Origin of the sequence: Micromonospora sp. WMMD730 (genome assembly GCF_049178955.1) — a bacterium.
In the GTDB taxonomy this organism is placed as follows: domain Bacteria; phylum Actinomycetota; class Actinomycetes; order Mycobacteriales; family Micromonosporaceae; genus Micromonospora; species Micromonospora wenchangensis.
The window spans coordinates 702,731-716,763 of sequence record NZ_JBMHML010000002.1; the positions used below are offsets into that span (position 1 = coordinate 702,731).

The following is a 14,033-nucleotide window of genomic DNA, read 5'->3' on the forward strand; positions in this document are numbered from 1 at the left end:
CTGGTGGTCACGAAGCCTCGATTCCCGCTGCTCGTCGATGGTGGGCGCCTGGGTGGACCTCGTGGCGTACGACATGTCGTCTGCTCCCTCCGGTCGGCTTCGTCCCCAGCCAAGCAGCGGGCCGGTCAGCGGGGCAACCCGGTTTCCGGGCGGGTCAGCTCGAGCGTCCAGTGCCGGGTGCGGATGACCTGGTCGTTGAACTCGACGTCCTCCTCGCCGAGCAGACTGAACCCGAGCGCCCGGCAGATCGCGTTCGACGGCCCGTTGGTGACCGCCGGGAAGGCGTGCACGGTGTCCGCCCGCCCCTCGGTGCGGGCCTGGTCGAGCAGCGCCCGGACGGCGCGTTTGGCCAGGCCCCGGCCCTGGAACTCGGGCAGCACCATCCAACCGATCTCGGTGACCGCCTCGTCGTCCGGCCCGCGCCAGAGGGTGACGGTGCCGGCGACCGCGTCGTCCACCACGATCATCTTGATCAGCGCGACGCCGTCGGCGGCGAGTCGGGCGTCCCGGCGGACCTGCCGGGCCACGTGGGCGGCCGGCAGCGGTCCGCCGAGTTCGGCCATCATCGCCGGGTCGCAGCGCATCCGCTGGTACGCCTCGACGTCGGTGGCCAGCACGTCACGCAGGAACACGCCGCACCCGCTCCCGCCGGCCACTGTGGAGACCCGTCCGCATGCGCCCGAGTATTCCAAAGGCCGACCCGCCGCGGGGGTCAGGCGGGGCGGGCCGGGGCGAGGGACCGGGCCAGCCGGGCGAGGCCGTCATCGCCGTGACCGGCGGCGATCGCCTGCTCGACGACCGACCGGGCGGCGCGCAACACCCCGGAGTCGATCCCGTGGGCGTCGGTGGTCGCGATGACGTGGCCGAGGCCCGCGCCGGCCGAGGCGACGGTGGACCGGTCGCCGGGGAACCGGTCCTCGGTGAGCTGGTCGGCGAAGCGGGCCGTCATGTCGGCCAGCATCGGGGCGATCCCGGCCGCGTACCTGGCGAACGACCGGGGGGCGATGCCCTCGGCCGAGGCCAGCGCGAAGGCGTGGGTCAGGCCGCTGACCGCCGTGCCGAACAGGTCGAGCAGCGCCATGTCGTACGCCGCCGCCGCGCCCGGGTCCGGGCCGAGGTATGCGGGGGTGCCGCCGAAGGCCGCCAGGACGGGCCGGACGGCGTCGAAGCCGGACCGGCTGCCGCACCACAGGGCCGTGGCGGCGGGTGTGCCGATGGTCGGCGTCGGGGACAGGATGGCGCCCTTCACCAGGTCGGCCCGGTGCCCGGTGGCCCAGTCCGCCAGCGCCCGAGCCTCGTCCGGTCGGCCGGTGGTGACGTCGACGACGGTCCGCCCGGCCCAGTCGTCGTGGGCGGCCAGCACGGTGCCGACCGCCGCCGGGTCCCGCAGGCAGGTGATCACGACGGGGGCGGCCCGGACCGCCCCGGTGACGGTCGGCGCGGCCGTCGCGCCGAGCGCGACGAGGGGGCCGGCCCGGTCCGGCGTACGGTTCCAGACGGTCGTCGGCGTCCCGGCGGAGATCAGGGTGGCGGCGAGCGCCCGGCCCATCGGACCCAGGCCGAGCACCGCCACCGGCGTACGGTGCGTGAGTTGTCGATCGCTCATGCCGGGGACGGTAGACCTTCTCGTTGACGTGAAGGTCAAGTCCGCGGTCTGCTGTGCGGCATGCGGATCGGTGAACTGGCCCGGCGGGCCGGGGTGAGCACCAGGGCCCTGCGCTACTACGAGGAGCAGGGCCTGCTGCGGCCGCAACGGCGGCCGAGCGGCTATCGCGACTACGGCGAGCAGGCGTTGACCACGGTGCGGCACATCCGGCTGCTGCTCTCGGCCGGGCTCGGTACGGCCGTGATCGCCGAGATCCTGCCCTGCGTGCCGGACGACACCACGGTGCTCGCCCCCACCTGCCCCGAACTGCTCGACGGCCTGGCCGGGGAACGGGCCCGGATCACCGCGTCCATCCAGCGGCTCACCGCGGCCCGGGACATCCTCGACGCCCTGATCGCCACGGGTGGTCCCGCCCCGGCGGCCGTGAGCCGGCCGCCGGGACACGTCGGCGGGCGGGCCGGTGGTCAGGAGATGTAGTGCAGGATCACGTTGTGCACGTGGTGGCTCTTTTGCGCGCCCCGGAACTCCACCTCGTAGGTGTGGGTGCCGACGTGCACGGCGATCGCGCCGGTGGAGAAGAACTCCCCGCCCCACGACTTGTTGCTCACCACGCTCACGCTGGTGATCTTCGAGTACGGGATGCTGGTGATCGCGAACTTCTTGCCCACGAACGAGCGGTCCTGGATGATCACCCGCCGGTCGGTCAGGCCGATGAACCCGGTGCCGGTGCCGATGGCGTCGTAGACGGCGATGATCTGTTCCCCGTCGAGTAGTCCACTGCGGATCTGCTGGAACTGCTCCTTGCGGTCGTACGTCACATTTGCCATGGGTTCCACGGTAGGAAGTGGGCGCCAGTGTCGGCCGGTGCCCGTCCGTCAGCCCGGTCGACTAGTCTCCCCATGCCTGGCCGGACGCGGGCGACGGGGGAGGGAAGCGGTGTGACCAGCGAACGTTCCGAGACGCAGCCCGCCGACGAGTCGCGGCCGGAGCCGCCGGACACCTCGGTCGGCGCCGACGACGCGGCCCCGGCCGACGCGGCGACCCCGTCCCCCACCGGTGCCGACGCGCCCCCGTCCCCTGCGGCTGTCCCCGCCGCCCAACCTCCAACCCCTGTCGGCGGCGAGGCCCCGGGCGGCGACCCTGCCCCGGCCGGCACCGGGGACGCGGAGGTGGGCCGGGCGTCGGGTGCCGTGCCCGACTGGGAGCCGTGGCCGCAGCGTCCCGCCGCCCGGGGCCGGCTGAACCGGCTGGCCGTGGTCACGCTGGTGCTGGGCCTGCTCGGCGGGGTGCTGGCGCCGGTCACCGCCGGCTTCGCGCTGCGCCGGATCAGGCGGGACGGCGAGCGGGGCCGGGGCCTGGTGATCGCCGGGCTGGTGCTGCTCGGGGGCTGGGTGCTGGCCGGCCTGGTCGCCCTGGGCGTCACGATGACCGGGTCCGACCCGGACCCCGGGCTACGCGGGCTGCGGGTGGGGGACTGTTTCCGGGTGCCGTCCGGCGCCACCGCCAGCCGGACCGCGCCCGAGGAGGTCACCCGGGTCGCCTGCGACACCCCGCACCACGCCGAGTACGTCGACGACTTCCCCGCCTACGAGCGTTCCGCCGACGAGCGGTACCCTGGCGCGGCGGTGCTCTCCCAGCGGGCCGAGACGCTCTGCCGGCAGCGGCAGCGCAGTTACGTGGTGGACCCGCTGGGCCTGCCGGCCGAGGTGCGGCTGAGCTGGTACCTGCCGACCCGGGTCGACTGGTCCACCGACCCCACCATCACCTGCTACCTGACCGCCCCGGGCGGGTTGTCCCGGTCGCTGCGGATGGACACCACGGTGCTCGACCCGGCGCAGCTCGGCTACCTGCTGGCCAGCCGGGACTGGACCGAGGTGCGGGCCGCCCTGGTGGCCAGCGCGCCGACCAGCACCCCGGCCGGGCTGCGGGACGCGGTGCGGCGGGCCGAGACCATCCACACCGACATGTGGTTCCGGCTGCGCCGGGAGACCTGGCCGGAGGCGGTCCGCCCGGCGATGGAGCGGCTGCTCACCGAGATGGAGCAGGACGAGCCGACCTGGCGGGACGCCGACGGCGAACCCGACCGGGGCCGGCTGCTCCAGGTGGTCGCGCAGGCCGGGCAGCATCCGGACCCGGCCACCGAGCTGGCCGTACGCCAGGCGCTGGGGTTGCCGACGGCGCAGGGCGAGCCGATGCGCTGAGCCGACCGAGGGGTGGTGTTCCGGCCACTCGGCGCGGACGGGTCGGACGTTCCGCCGACCGGCCCGTGCCCCGGACGGCTCTAGGCTGGCGGCGGGGACACGGCTGACGACGGGGGTCGACGATGGCGCAAGCGGGCGGGCCTGCGTCGCCGCCGGGCGTTCAGTCCGCCATCACCGCGCGGTACGCGTCCTCGATCCGGGCGGCGAGCAGCACCTCACCCTCGGTGAGCGGTTCCCCGTCGCCGTGCCCGACCCGGATGCGGGTCTCGGTGTCCCGCCGGCTGATGTCCGGTCGCAGCCGCAGCGCGTCCGCGACGACCTTGACCCGCTCGGTCAGCGCCGCGTGCTGGGTGTCGTCCATGACCAGGGTGCGGCGGATCTGCTCTCCGTCGCGGGTCCACCCGTGCAGGAGCGTGAGGGCGTCACTGAGATAGTCGTGCTTGCTTCGACTGGTGAACAGCGCGCGCATCACCGCACCTCCCAGGCGCCGTTGCCGGCTTGTGGCCAAATCGTCGCCGTCCCGTGTCCTCGTGGTGTTAACAGTCTGTCGGCCTCATGGCGGTGTGTCCACGCCCACACTTCCGTCTCTTATTGGCCTACCGGTCGGCGACGGTACCCAAACCGACGATTGATCTGGCACGCTGGACGCCCGTGCAGACCGAACGGCGTAGCGGAAACGGACCGACCGACCGGCGTGAGCCGAGGGTGGTCGTAGGAGCGGCGATCATCTCCGCCGGGCGGGTGCTCGCCTGCGCGCGTACCGCGCCCCCCGAGGTCGCCGGCATGTTCGAGTTTCCCGGCGGCAAGGTCGAGCCGGGCGAGAGCGAGACGGCGGCGCTGGTCCGCGAGTGCGCCGAGGAGTTGGCCGTCCGGGTGGAGGTCGGCGACCGGGTCGGCCGGGACGTCCGGATGGCCCACGGCCGGTCGGTGCTGAAGGTGTACGCGGCACGCCTGCTGCACGGCGACCAGCCCCGCGCGCTGGAACACTCCGCGATGCGCTGGCTCGCCGCCGACGAACTGCACAGTGTCACCTGGCTCCCCGCCGACGTGCCCATCGTCGCCGCCCTCCGCCCGCTGCTGGCCGCCGGCTGACGGCGGCGGGTGCCCGGCCGACACGGCGACGGGGGCCGACGGCGTGTGCCGTCGACCCCCGTCGACCTCGTCGTGCCCGCTCCGGCGGATGTCACGCCGCAGCGATGCCGGCCGTCCCGGCCCGGTGCCGTTCATCCAGCCCGGTGCCCGTCAGGCCGGTTCGGTGCCTGTCGTGCCGGTTCAGCGCCCGTCGGGCTGGTTCAGTGCTTCTCGTCCTGGCTCGGGTGGGCGAAGTTGAGGTGCTCCGGCGGCAGCGGGAAGGTGACGTCGTCACCGAACGGCGACGGGGCCGCCGCCCGGTCGAAGGTCAACTCCGTCAGCGGGAGCTTGCCCCGGTCGTCGACCGCCGGCATGGTCGGGTGCGGGACCTCGCGGTGCCAGTTCACGCCCTGCTGGGCCTGGGCCTCCGCGGCCGGGTCGCCGGAGCCTCCGGCGTGCGAGTGGACTCCAGCCTGACGGGCGCCGCTGTGCACCACGGACCCCTTTCCCCCGCTGTTCGCGGTGCTCGGGGGCGTCTCGCCCCGACGGAAGATCTTGCTACCGAGCCATACCAGGGGATCGTACCTGCGGTCGACGACCCGTTCCTTCATGGGGATGATCCCGTTGTCGGTGATCTTGATGTGCTCGGGGCAGACCTCGGTGCAGCACTTGGTGATGTTGCAGAAGCCGAGCCCCTGCTCCTGCTGCGCGTACTGCTTGCGGTCGGTCTTCGCGTCCAGCGGGTGCATGTCCAGCTCGGCGGCCCGGATGAAGAACCGGGGGCCGGAGAAGGCCGGCTTGTTCTCCTCGTGGTCGCGGATCACGTGGCACACGTTCTGGCACAGGAAGCACTCGATGCACTTGCGGAACTCCTGCGAGCGTTCCACGTCGACCTGCTGCATCCGGTACTCGCCCGGCGCCAGGTCGGCCGGCGGGGCGAAGGCCGGCGTCTCCCGGGCCTTCTCGTAGTTGAACGAGACGTCCGTGACCAGGTCCCGGATCACCGGGAAGGTGCGCAGCGGGGTGACCGTGACGGTCTCGGACTCCTCGAACGTCGACATCCGGGTCATGCAGCTCAGCCGGGGCTTGCCGTTGATCTCCATCGAGCAGGAGCCGCACTTGCCGGCCTTGCAGTTCCACCGGCAGGCCAGATCCGGCGCGTCGGTGGCCTGTAGCCGGTGGATGACGTCGAGGACGACCTCGCCCTCGTTCACCTCGACCGAGTAGTCCTGGAGGTCACCGCCGGTCTCGTCGCCCCGCCAGATGCGGAAATCCCTCTTGCTTCCCATCAGTTCGCCTCCTCACCGACGGCGTCGAAGTCGGCCAGCTCCTCGTCGGTCAGGTACTTGGCCAGCTCGGTACGGTCGAAGAGGCCGATCAGCTCGGCCCGCATCTTCGGCAGCGGCTTGTGCTCCAGCCGGACGGTGTCGCCGTCCAGGGCGCAGACCAGGTTGACCCGACGCCAGCTCGGATCCATGGTCGGGAAGTCCTCCCGGGTGTGCCCGCCGCGCGACTCCTGCCGCTCCAGCGCCGCCTTCGCGGTGCACTCCGAGACGACGAGCATGTTGCGCAGGTCCAGCGCCAGGTGCCAGCCCGGGTTGTAGCGCCGGCCGCCGACCGCGCTCACCTTCGCCACCCGCTCGCGCAGCTCGGCCAGCCGGCGCAGGGCGTCGACCAGCTCACCCTCCCGGCGGATGATCCCGACCAGATCCCCCATCACCGCCTGGAGGTCCTGCTGGAGGGTGTAGGGGCTCTCCCCGGTGTCCCGCTGCAACGGCGCCAGCGCCGCCTCCACGGCGGTCTCCACCGCGCTCACCGGCACCTTCGGGCGCGAGGTCAACTGATCGGTGTACGACGCCGCGTGCCCGCCCGCCCGCTTGCCGAAGACCAGCAGGTCGGACAGGGAGTTCCCGCCCAACCGGTTGGAGCCGTGCATGCCACCGGAGACCTCACCGGCGGCGAACAGTCCCTGCACGGTGCCGTGCGCGGCCCCGGAGTCCGGGTCCACCTCCACGCCGCCCATCACGTAGTGGCAGGTCGGCCCGACCTCCATCGGCTCGGCGGTGATGTCGACGTCGGCCAGCTCCTTGAACTGGTGGTACATCGACGGCAGCCGGCGACGGATCTCGTCGGCCGAACGCCGGGAGGCGATGTCCAGGTAGACGCCGCCGGCCGGCGTACCCCGACCGGCCTTGACCTCGCTGTTGATCGCGCGGGCGACCTCGTCGCGGGGCAGCAGCTCCGGCGGACGCCGGTTGTTGTCCGGGTCGGTGTACCAGCGGTCCGCCTCCTCCTCGGTCTCCGCGTACTGCTTGCGGAAGACGTCGGGGACGTAGTCGAACATGAACCGCTTGCCGTCGGAGTTCTTCAGCACGCCGCCGTCACCCCGGACCGACTCGGTGACCAGGATGCCCTTCACCGAGGGCGGCCAGACCATGCCGGTCGGGTGGAACTGGAGGAACTCCATGTTGATCAGCGTGGCCCCGGCGCGTAGCGCCAGCGCGTGCCCGTCCCCGGTGTACTCCCAGGAGTTCGAAGTGACCTTGTAGGACCGGCCGACCCCGCCGGTCGCCAGCACCACCGCCGGCGCCTCGAAGAGGATGAACTCGCCGGACTCCCGGTAGTAGCCGAACGCCCCGGCCACCCGGTCGCCGTCGAGCAGCAGCTCGGTGATCGTCGTCTCGGAGAACACCTTGATCCGGGCCTCGTAGTCGCCGAGGTCGCGCTTGTCCTCCTGCTGGAGGGAGACGATCTTCTGCTGGAGGGTGCGGATCAGCTCCAGGCCGGTCCGGTCGCCGACGTGCGCCAACCGCGGGTACTCGTGCCCGCCGAAGTTGCGCTGGGAGATCTTGCCGTCCTTCGTCCGGTCGAAGAGCGCCCCGTACGTCTCCAGTTCCCAGATCCGCTGCGGCGACTCCTTCGCGTGCAGCTCGGCCATCCGGAAGTTGTTGAGGAACTTGCCCCCGCGCATGGTGTCGCGGAAGTGCACCTGCCAGTTGTCCCGGCTGTTCACGTTCCCCATCGCGGCCGCCGCGCCGCCCTCGGCCATCACGGTGTGCGCCTTGCCGAAGAGCGACTTGGAGATGATCGCGGTCTTCTTGCCGGCGAGCCGGGCCTCGATCGCCGCGCGCAGGCCGGCGCCGCCGGCCCCGATCACGACGACGTCGTAGTGGTGTCGTTCGATGCGAGTGGTAGTGGTCATGTCGCCGCGCCCTCTAGTTGATGAACCGCAGGTCGCTGAACCAGCCGGCGGCGATGGCCATCACGTAGAAGTCGGTGAAGGCCAGCGTGCCGAGGGTGATCCAGGCGAGCTGCATGTGCCGGGTGTTCAGCTTGGACACGAACGTCCAGGCCCGGTACCGCACCGGGTGCGCGGAGAAGTGCTTGAGCCGCCCGCCGATGATGTGCCGGCACGAGTGGCAGGAGATGGTGTACGCCCACAGCATCACCACGTTGCCCAGCAGGATGATGTTGCCCAGCCCGAAGCCGAAGCCCTCCGGCGAGTGGAAGGCGAGGACCGCGTCCCAGGTGTTGATCAGCGAGATGATCGCGGCGGCGTAGAAGAAGTAGCGGTGCAGGTTCTGCCCGAGCAGCGGGAACCGGGTCTCCCCGGAGTAGGACTTGTGCCCGTCCGGCACCGCGCAGGCCGGTGGCGACAGCCAGAACGACCGGTAGTACGCCTTGCGGTAGTAGTAGCAGGTCAACCGGAACAGCAGCAGGAACGGCAGGGTCAGCGCCGCGTCCGGGATGATCCACCAGCCGGGCAGGAAACTGCCGAAGTGCGAGGAGCCCTCGACGCACCGGTCGGTCACACAGGGGGAGTAGAACGGCGTCAGGTAGTGGTACTGGTCCACCCAGTACCACTTGTGCATGAACACCCGGACGGTCGCGTACGCCACCCAGGCACTGAGCCCGACGACGGTGATCAGGGGGGCGAACCACCAGCGGTCGGTCCGCAACGTCTTCGCCGCGATGGCGGCGCGCGCCCGCGCCCCCCGCGGCTTCGTTGCCGTTGATGTCATTCGAGTCGTCTTCCTGACGGGACGGGCCCTCGCGGGCGGCGGTTCACGTTCCGTGCCGGTCAGTGGACCGGCCGGACCGTGTCCACTGCCGCGTGGTGCGCAAGCAGGCAGCCGCGCCGGGACATCGGCGCAGCTAAGTGACACACGTTACGCCGATCATCACGATCGGGCCGCGCAACGCAGTGTCCCGTGTGTCCCGCACCTTGGAAAGACCCGAGCCATGATCAATGTGCCGTGGGCGTCAGGCGGCTGCGGGGCCGGCCGCGCGGGCGCTGCGGCACCGGTCAGCCCGACGCACCGCCGGTGAAGTTCCACGAGGCCAGCCGCAGTGGCGGCCCTTCCCACCAGCCGCCGTCGAACCGGTCCGGCTGCCGGACCGGCCGCCGGCCGAGGCCGAGCACCGCCCCCGGCCCCAACGCCCGGGGGTACGCCTCGGTGAACCGGAAGTTCCGCACCGCCCGCACCGGCACGCCGTCCTCGACCAGCCACACCCCGTTGCGGGTCAACCCGGTGATCACCAGACTCTTCGGATCGAGCACCCGGGTGTACCAGAAGTCGCTGACCAGCAGCCCCCGGGTCATCGGTGCGACCAGCGCGGCGGTGTCCGCGTCCGCCACCGCCCCCGCGACCGAGCCGCCGCCTCCCTGCCGGCTCACCGCACCGCCCTGCGGGCCCGCCGCGCCACCGCCCGCACCCCCGTCGGCCGCCGTCGGGGGTGCACCGGGCATCCGGAGATTGCGGGGGATCGGGCCGAAGGTGGCGCCCCCCGGCGCCCCGTGTCCGGTCGACGACGTGCCCGCCCCGGCGGCGCTGCGCCGGTCGTGGGCCACCGCGCGGGTGGTGCCCGCCTCGACCAGGGTCAGCGCCGTACGCGGGGTGCCCTCCAGGTCGAACGGCATCGCCCCGCCGTACGTCGGATCGTCGAGGAGGGTCACCGCAGGATCGAACTGGGCGGTGCCGGGGCGGGCGAACGACTGACCCTCGACGTGCCGCTTGCCGTTGAAGCCGTACCAGGCGAGATTCTGCAACAGGTCGGCCACCGCGGCCGGTTCGAGGACCACCTCGTACCGGCCCGGGGGCAGCTCGACCGGGTCGGCGGCGGCCCGTGCCTTCGCCGCCGCCCGGGCCCCCAGGACCGTGCCGTCCACCTCGTCGAGGCGACCGGCGCAGAGCCGGGCCACCCCGTCCGCGCCGCCCGTGCGGGCGATGCCGTCCATCGCCGCCTCGGTGGTGCGCCCCTGCGCCGCCTGGCCGGCCGAGTTGGCGAACGCCGCCGACCGGTAGGAGGTGCGGCAGTACCCGGCCGCCTCCAGCCCGTCCACCGCGTCGACGAAGGCCCGGACGCGGTCGGCGCGGGCCGCCGGCTCGGCGTAGGCGGTCGCCTCGTCGAGCAGGCCGTTGGAGCGCACCGCCGACGGTGGGGTCAGCCCCGGCCAGGCCGAATCGGGCGGGCAGAGCCGGGCCGCGGCGAGGGTCCGTCCGACCAGGGCCCGCAGCCCGTCCGGGCCGACCAGGCTGCCGCCCCCGGCGGCCGTCCGACCGTCGACGTGCACCCGCAGCCGGACCGTCACCTGCGACTCGGCGACGTTCTGGTGGATGAACGAGTTGGCGAACCGGGTCAACGCCAGATCGTGCCGGACGACGGTGACCTCGGCCTCGGCGGCCGGGCCGGCCATCTCGTGGACCAGCTCCACCACCCGGGCGGCGACGTCCAGCTCGGTCGCCCCGGGGTCCCGCAGGCCGGTCATGCCCGCACCCCCACCCGGACGCCCCGGAACCGGGCCGGCGCCGCCGGATGCCCGGTGTGCCCGATCTGGCCGGGCTGGCCCTTGCCGCAGTTCGGGGTGCCCCACGGGACGATCTCGGAGGAGAGCATGTCCATCGACCGCCAGAACAGCGGACCGATGCCGGTGTAGGTGGGGTTGCGCAGCATCCGGCCGCGCCGGCCGTTGCGCACCTCCCAGGCGATCTCGCAGCCGAACTGGAAGTTCAGCCGTCGGTCGTCGATCGACCAGGACCGGTTGACGTCCATCAGCACCCCGTCGTCGGTGGCCGCGATGATCTCGTCGAGGGTGTGCGGACCGGGTTCCAGGCCCACGTTGGTCATCCGCACCATCGGCAGCCGGGCCCAGCCGTCGGCGCGTACGCTGCCGCCGTAACTGAGGCCGGCGACGGCGGCCGAGTCCCGGCCGGCGAGCACGCCGACCCAGCGGCCCTCGCGGACCGCGTCGCGCTTGACCGCCGGGGAGCCCTCGTCGTCGAAGCCGAAGCTGCCCAGCGCGCAGGGGATCGTCGGGTCGATGGTGATGTTCATCAGCTCGGAGCCGTAGCGCAGCGACCCGAGCTGGGCCAGGTCGAGCCAGGAGGTGCCGGCGAAGGCGGCCTCCCAGCCGAGGATGCGGTCCAGCTCGATGGCGTGCCCGACCGACTCGTGGATCTGCAACGCGAGCTGCTCGTCGCCCAGGATCAGGTCGGTCTCGCCGGCCGGGCACTGCGGGGCGGTGAGCAGCGCCCGGGACTCGTCGGCGATCCGGGCGGCGTGCGCGGTCAGGTCGAGCGACTCGACCAGCTCCCAGCCGGTGGTGCCGTACTGGCCCCGGTAGCTCGGCCAGGAGCGGCGCTGGGTCTCGTGCTCGCCGATCGAGGTGGCCGAGATGCCGCCGCCGCACTCGCGGATGTGCTGGTCGATGCGGTGTCCCTCGCTGGAGACGAACCACTTGCGGGTGTCCCAGATCTGGTAGAGCCCCTCGGCCAGGTCGGCCCCCTGCCCGCGCGCCGCCTCGGTGGCCCGGACCAGCAGGTCGCCCTTGTCGGACAGCGGCACGCCGAGCGGATCGACCGCGCAGTCGGAGGACCAGCTCGCCACCACCGGCTCGGCCGGGGTCAGCGTGATCGGTGGGCCGGCAACCCGGGCGCTCGCGGCGGCCACCTCCGCGGCCCGCCGGCCGGCCGCGCGGGCCGCCGCGTCGGACAGCTCGGGTACGGCGTGGAAGCCCCACCCCGACCCGACCAGCGCGCGTACGCCCAGACCGAGGCTCTCGTCCTGGGTCAGCTCCTCGATCGCGCCGTTGCGCGCGGACATCGACTCGTAGCGCCGGTGCATCACCCGGGCGTCGGCATACCGGGCACCCGCGTCGAGAGCGGCCTGTACGGCTGCGGCTGCCGCGTCGAACTCGGTCATGGACCGACCCTAGGCCAGTCCACCGACATCCGTCAGGGCACCAGATCCTCGGGCCGGATCGTGGCCTGCACCGGCTCGAGTAGGCGCAGGGCCTCGCCCCGTTTGGTGGCGGAATGTTCCGTGTAGTGGCGTCCCCGCCGACGGTAGAGGCGTAGCGCGCCGGTTGTCTGCTCCACCAGCAGATACCACGCGATGCCGGCGGCCGCGTAGTAGTGCATCTTGAGGACCTTGTCGGTGGACGCGTTGCTCGGCGAGATGATCTCGCAGACGAGGTGCACCTCGTCCGCCTCGATCATCGGCTCGTCCAGATTCACGGGGTCGGTGATGACGAGGTCGGGGATGGGGATGCGGCCGGGGCGAAGCCGGACGTTCACCGCCTCCAGCAGTTCCAGACCGGCCTGCTCGGCCGCCGGTTCGAGTATGTTGCCCAGTTTGCGCGAGATGCGCTGGTGGCGGGGGGTGGGGGCTGGGGTCACGTGGAGGCTCCCGTCGAAGAGTTCGACGCGTTGAGATGTCTCGTCGAGGGAGAGGTACTCCTCTTCGGTCCACGGTCCGTCGTGGCCGAACACCGCTGCGATCATGATCGGTCACCTCCACCTCGTGTCGCCGGGCATCCTCCACCGGGCACCCCGTCCATGGTCGCACCCCGGGTGCGACCGGACGGCGTCCGCACCGTGTGGCGACTACGCTGTCGTCCGGTGGCAGCTCCCGCCCCGTAGCTTATTTTCAGCCTCGGTTGTTTGTTGTAGGTTCCCTACAACCCGAGGAGGCGGTCGTGGACAGTCCGCACGTAGCGCCGTCCGGTCCGCCGGACGCCCGCCCGGACGCGCCCGGGACACCCGACGGCCGCCGTCCGGCCGTGCCGGCGCCGCGCGGCGACGACCCGTACCTGCGGGTGGACGACCTACGGGTGCGGTTCGACACGGCCGACGGCGTGGTGCGCGCGGTCGACGGGGTGTCCTTCGCCGTGCCGCGCGGCCGGACGCTCGGCATCGTCGGCGAGTCGGGCTCCGGCAAGAGCGTCACCGCGCTGGCCGTGCTCGGCCTGCACGACCCCCGACGCGGCACCGTCACCGGCACGATCAGCGTCGGCGGACGGCAACTCGTCGGCCTTGGCGAGGACCGGGTACGCGGGCTGCGCGGCCGCGACGTGGCGATGATCTTCCAGGACCCGCTCTCCGCGCTGCACCCCTACTACAGCGTGGGGCGGCAGATCGCCGAGGCGTACCGGGTGCACCACCCCCGGGCGGGGCGGCGGGCGGCGCGGACCCGTGCCGTGGACATGCTCGACCGGGTGGGCATCCCGCAGCCGGCCCGCCGCTACGACCAGTACCCGCACGAGTTCTCCGGCGGGATGCGGCAACGGGCGATGATCGCGATGGCGCTGGTCAACGACCCGGCCCTGGTCATCGCCGACGAGCCGACCACCGCGCTGGACGTGACGGTGCAGGCCCAGATCCTCGACCTGCTCGCCGACCTCCAGGCCGAGTTCCACACCGCGATCGTGCTGATCACCCACGATCTGGGGGTGGTCGCCCAGGTCGCCGACGACGTGCTGGTCATGTACGCCGGGCGGGTGGTCGAGCGGGGGAGCGTGACGCAGGTGCTCCGCCGGCCGCAACACCCGTACACCTGGGGGTTGCTCTCCAGCGTGCCGTCGCTGCACGGCGACCCGGACGCGGACCTGGTGCCCATCCCGGGCAACCCGCCCTCGCTGATCGACCTGCCGGCCGGCTGCGCGTTCCACCCCCGCTGCCGGTACGCCGGTGACCGCTCCCGCGCCGAGGTGCCGCAGCTCGTCCCGGCCGGCGCGGACGGCCACCTGGTCGCCTGCCACCTGCCCGCCGACGACCGCACCCGCCTGGCCGCCGGGTCCCTGAGCGAGAGGCGGCTGCCATGAGCGCGAGGAACGTAGCGCAGCGGAGTCCCGCAGTCGCGGGCGAGAGGCGGCT

Annotated in this window: 14 protein-coding genes; 4 read left to right on the forward strand and 10 right to left on the reverse strand. The window is 72.7% G+C overall.

From position 1 onward, the window contains the following. Positions 1-125: 125 nt before the first annotated feature. On the reverse strand, positions 126-632 hold the full coding sequence (locus ACN265_RS03300; RefSeq protein WP_421405982.1) for a GNAT family N-acetyltransferase: 507 nt from the start codon (positions 630-632) through the stop codon (positions 126-128). A gap of 80 nt (positions 633-712) precedes the next feature. Further along, positions 713-1,606, reverse strand: a complete 894-nt coding sequence (locus tag ACN265_RS03305; RefSeq protein ID WP_421405983.1) for an NAD(P)-dependent oxidoreductase — start codon at positions 1,604-1,606, stop codon at positions 713-715. Positions 1,607-1,666: 60 nt separating this feature from the next. On the opposite strand from ACN265_RS03305, the gene ACN265_RS03310 reads away from it, so the two are divergent. Beyond that, a complete protein-coding gene (locus ACN265_RS03310; protein ID WP_421405984.1) occupies positions 1,667-2,083 on the forward strand; it encodes a MerR family transcriptional regulator in 417 nt (138 codons plus the stop codon). On the opposite strand, the gene ACN265_RS03315 is transcribed toward ACN265_RS03310, so the two are convergent. Further along, complete coding sequence (locus ACN265_RS03315) at positions 2,071-2,433, reverse strand: PH domain-containing protein (protein ID WP_088647519.1); 363 nt, start codon at positions 2,431-2,433, stop codon at positions 2,071-2,073. The two genes, ACN265_RS03310 and ACN265_RS03315, sit on opposite strands and share 13 nt — an antisense overlap. A 111-nt stretch (positions 2,434-2,544) precedes the next feature. On the opposite strand from ACN265_RS03315, the gene ACN265_RS03320 reads away from it, so the two are divergent. Next, the gene (locus ACN265_RS03320; protein WP_421405985.1) at positions 2,545-3,807 is read left to right on the forward strand and encodes a septum formation family protein; all 1,263 of its coding nucleotides are present in this window, start codon (positions 2,545-2,547) and stop codon (positions 3,805-3,807) included. A 160-nt stretch (positions 3,808-3,967) separates the two neighbouring features. Here ACN265_RS03320 and ACN265_RS03325 read toward each other — a convergent pair whose 3' ends face one another. Continuing rightward, positions 3,968-4,276, reverse strand: a complete 309-nt coding sequence (locus ACN265_RS03325) for a 4a-hydroxytetrahydrobiopterin dehydratase (protein WP_088647517.1) — start codon at positions 4,274-4,276, stop codon at positions 3,968-3,970. Positions 4,277-4,458: 182 nt separating this feature from the next. On the opposite strand from ACN265_RS03325, the gene ACN265_RS03330 reads away from it, so the two are divergent. Next, positions 4,459-4,899, forward strand: coding sequence for a (deoxy)nucleoside triphosphate pyrophosphohydrolase (locus ACN265_RS03330; protein ID WP_088647516.1), 441 nt, complete (start codon positions 4,459-4,461; stop codon positions 4,897-4,899). A 200-nt stretch (positions 4,900-5,099) separates the two neighbouring features. On the opposite strand, the gene ACN265_RS03335 is transcribed toward ACN265_RS03330, so the two are convergent. From ACN265_RS03335 to ACN265_RS03360, 6 genes are all read right to left on the reverse strand, one after another. Continuing rightward, positions 5,100-6,167 (reverse strand): succinate dehydrogenase/fumarate reductase iron-sulfur subunit, encoded by a 1,068-nt coding sequence (locus ACN265_RS03335; protein WP_204924976.1) that lies wholly within the window; start codon positions 6,165-6,167, stop codon positions 5,100-5,102. Continuing rightward, positions 6,167-8,080 (reverse strand): fumarate reductase/succinate dehydrogenase flavoprotein subunit, encoded by a 1,914-nt coding sequence (locus ACN265_RS03340; protein WP_421405986.1) that lies wholly within the window; start codon positions 8,078-8,080, stop codon positions 6,167-6,169. Before ACN265_RS03340 ends, ACN265_RS03335 begins: the two co-directional genes overlap by 1 nt. 13 nt (positions 8,081-8,093) lie before the next feature. Further along, positions 8,094-8,900 carry a hypothetical protein gene (locus tag ACN265_RS03345; protein ID WP_088644275.1) on the reverse strand — a complete coding sequence of 269 codons (807 nt, stop codon included), beginning with the start codon at positions 8,898-8,900 and terminating at the stop codon, positions 8,094-8,096. A 284-nt stretch (positions 8,901-9,184) separates the two neighbouring features. Then, positions 9,185-10,648 carry a TldD/PmbA family protein gene (locus tag ACN265_RS03350; RefSeq protein ID WP_421405987.1) on the reverse strand — a complete coding sequence of 488 codons (1,464 nt, stop codon included), beginning with the start codon at positions 10,646-10,648 and terminating at the stop codon, positions 9,185-9,187. Beyond that, on the reverse strand, positions 10,645-12,081 hold the full coding sequence (locus tag ACN265_RS03355; RefSeq protein WP_421405988.1) for a TldD/PmbA family protein: 1,437 nt from the start codon (positions 12,079-12,081) through the stop codon (positions 10,645-10,647). The genes ACN265_RS03350 and ACN265_RS03355 overlap by 4 nt, the downstream gene beginning before the upstream one ends. Before the next feature lie 32 nt (positions 12,082-12,113). After that, positions 12,114-12,662, reverse strand: a complete 549-nt coding sequence (locus ACN265_RS03360; RefSeq protein ID WP_421405989.1) for a Uma2 family endonuclease — start codon at positions 12,660-12,662, stop codon at positions 12,114-12,116. A 278-nt stretch (positions 12,663-12,940) separates the two neighbouring features. Here ACN265_RS03360 and ACN265_RS03365 point away from each other — a divergent pair, with 278 nt between their 5' ends. After that, positions 12,941-13,981: an ABC transporter ATP-binding protein gene (locus ACN265_RS03365; protein ID WP_421411339.1), complete on the forward strand. Its 1,041-nt coding sequence runs from the start codon at positions 12,941-12,943 to the stop codon at positions 13,979-13,981. The last annotated feature ends 52 nt before the right edge of the window (positions 13,982-14,033 follow it).

Excerpts from the sequence above, each read along its gene's own strand:
- ACN265_RS03310 (WP_421405984.1), top strand. The coding sequence starts at position 1,667 with ATGCGGATCGGTGAACTGGCCCGGCGGGCCGGGGTGAGCACCAGGGCC.
- ACN265_RS03340 (WP_421405986.1), bottom strand. The coding sequence starts at position 8,080 with ATGACCACTACCACTCGCATCGAACGACACCACTACGACGTCGTCGTG.
- ACN265_RS03325 (WP_088647517.1), bottom strand. The coding sequence starts at position 4,276 with ATGCGCGCGCTGTTCACCAGTCGAAGCAAGCACGACTATCTCAGTGAC.
- ACN265_RS03350 (WP_421405987.1), bottom strand. The coding sequence starts at position 10,648 with ATGACCGGCCTGCGGGACCCCGGGGCGACCGAGCTGGACGTCGCCGCC.
- ACN265_RS03355 (WP_421405988.1), bottom strand. The coding sequence starts at position 12,081 with ATGACCGAGTTCGACGCGGCAGCCGCAGCCGTACAGGCCGCTCTCGAC.
- ACN265_RS03335 (WP_204924976.1), bottom strand. The coding sequence starts at position 6,167 with ATGGGAAGCAAGAGGGATTTCCGCATCTGGCGGGGCGACGAGACCGGC.
- ACN265_RS03345 (WP_088644275.1), bottom strand. The coding sequence starts at position 8,900 with ATGACATCAACGGCAACGAAGCCGCGGGGGGCGCGGGCGCGCGCCGCC.
- ACN265_RS03360 (WP_421405989.1), bottom strand. The coding sequence starts at position 12,662 with ATGATCGCAGCGGTGTTCGGCCACGACGGACCGTGGACCGAAGAGGAG.
- ACN265_RS03305 (WP_421405983.1), bottom strand. The coding sequence starts at position 1,606 with ATGAGCGATCGACAACTCACGCACCGTACGCCGGTGGCGGTGCTCGGC.
- ACN265_RS03315 (WP_088647519.1), bottom strand. The coding sequence starts at position 2,433 with ATGGCAAATGTGACGTACGACCGCAAGGAGCAGTTCCAGCAGATCCGC.